At 64.6% G+C, this 1826-nt stretch carries 1 protein-coding gene, 1 pseudogene and 1 riboswitch; the gene and the pseudogene both read left to right on the top strand.

Annotation, left to right across the window (positions count from 1 at the left end):
- Positions 1-524: pseudogene (locus Q0L57_RS14035) on the top strand (HoxN/HupN/NixA family nickel/cobalt transporter); the annotation flags it as partial.
- A 104-nt stretch (positions 525-628) separates the two neighbouring features.
- Positions 629-826: riboswitch (cobalamin riboswitch) on the top strand.
- Between the two features lie 102 nt (positions 827-928).
- On the top strand, positions 929-1826 hold an 898-nt coding region (locus tag Q0L57_RS14030), incomplete at its 3' end, for a TonB-dependent receptor plug domain-containing protein (RefSeq protein WP_296743549.1).

The raw sequence follows: 1826 nt of genomic DNA, 5'->3' as shown, positions 1-1826 counted from the left end.
GTGCGTTCCGGCCGATGTTCAGGCTGGTGACGAAAAGCTGGCATATGTTTCCGCTGGGCTTTCTGTTCGGACTCGGCTTCGATACCGCAACGGAAGTCGCCGTTTTCAGCGTGTCGGCGTCGCAGGCGGCGCAGGGAATTCCGTTCGGGTCGATCATGGTGTTCCCGGTGCTGTTCGCCGCCGGCATGTCGCTCGTCGATACGACCGACGGCGTGATGATGCTCGGCGCCTATGACTGGGCCTTCATCAAGCCGATCCGAAAACTCTACTACAACATGACGATCACGCTGGTATCTGTGCTGGTTGCGTTGCTAATCGGCGGCATCGAGGCGCTGGGCCTGATCGGCGGCAAGCTCGGGCTGTCCGGCAGTTTCTGGGAAGGCGTCGGCGCACTGAACGAGAACTTCAACAATCTCGGCTTCGCCATCATCGCCGTCTTCATTTTGGCCTGGATCGTTTCCTATGCGATCTACAGGATCAAGGGACTCGACGACGTGGAAATCCAGACGAGCGGACACGCGTGAAGGGCGTGCGGAGCGACTGTGGCCGGCAAGCCATAGGGCGGATCATTCGCACCGCGACCGTTCCGCGCAAGGCTCATGCCGAATTGACAGCTGCATGACCTATTCTTAAACCTTGGGCCGACGGTTCCCCTGTTGGGGATCAAAAGGGAACGCGGTGCGGGGGGAGGCCCCAAGGCCGCGGCTGTCCCCGCAACTGTAAACGGTAAGCCTTTCGTCATTATGCCACTGGGCGACAGTCCGGGAAGGCGACGTCAGGCGACGAGCCGTGAGCCAGGAGACCTGCCGTCAGTCGTGGTCACACGCGAGCACATCGGGCGGGGGCGTCCTGGTGGGGATCGAAGCATGTATGTGAACATGCAGAGCCTGCGTTCGCGGTGACGTGCCACGTTAACCGCGAGTTTTTCATGTCTTCACGGTCTTATATCGCGCTGGGGCGGCGCGTTGGCCTCGTCTGTTCGTTCTCGTTGTCGTCGCTGCTTGCGCCGGTTCCGGTCTCGGCCCAGAGCGCGACGCCATCCAGCACGTTGGACCCCATTCAGGTGTCGCCGCCTGCCGCCGCCAAGCCGAAGCGCGCCGCGCGCGGCAATTCGGCCGCGACCGTCCGGCCCCGCACCCGCCGCGCGGCCGCCGTGCCCGCCGCCGCTCCGACGCCGACAGTCGCACCCCCAGCCGCGCCTCCGACCCTCAATCTGACCAAGCACGATGGCACCGGCAGCCGCCTCGGCCTGACGCCGCTGCAGACGCCGGCATCGGTCGAAACCATCACCGCGGAAACCATTTCCGAACGCGGTCAGCACAACGTGACCGACGCGGTCACGCAGAACGCGGCAGGGTTCATCGCAACGCCTGCGCCCGGCAACGGCGGCGTCTCGTTTTCGACGCGCGGCTTCGCCGGCGTCAACTCGGTGATGACGTTGTATGACGGCACGCGCCTCTATATCGGCGCCGGCACCGTGACCTTCCCATACGACACCTGGTTGGCGCAAACCATCGAGGTGATGCGCGGTCCATCGTCGGTGCTATATGGCGAGGGCGCGATCGGCGGCATCGTGAATGTCGTCCCGAAGAAGCCGACCGCCACACCGCACAACGAGGCCGAGGTAGCGCTCGACACCAACCAGACGCGGCGGCTCTCGGTCGACAGCGGCGGCCCGGTCGCCAACAATCCCGACGTGACCTATCGCATCGCGGCCACCGGCAACATGTCCGAGGGCTGGGTCGATCGCGACAAGACGTCGAACGCGGCAGTATCCGCCGCGGTGCGCGTGCAGGCCGCCGACAATCTCGCCTTTACGCTCTCCG

Source organism: Mesorhizobium sp., from assembly GCF_024509055.1.
Lineage (GTDB): Bacteria > Pseudomonadota > Alphaproteobacteria > Rhizobiales > Rhizobiaceae > Mesorhizobium.
The sequence above is the reverse complement of the archived record's forward strand: the minus strand, read 5'-3'. Positions and strand labels throughout refer to the sequence as shown.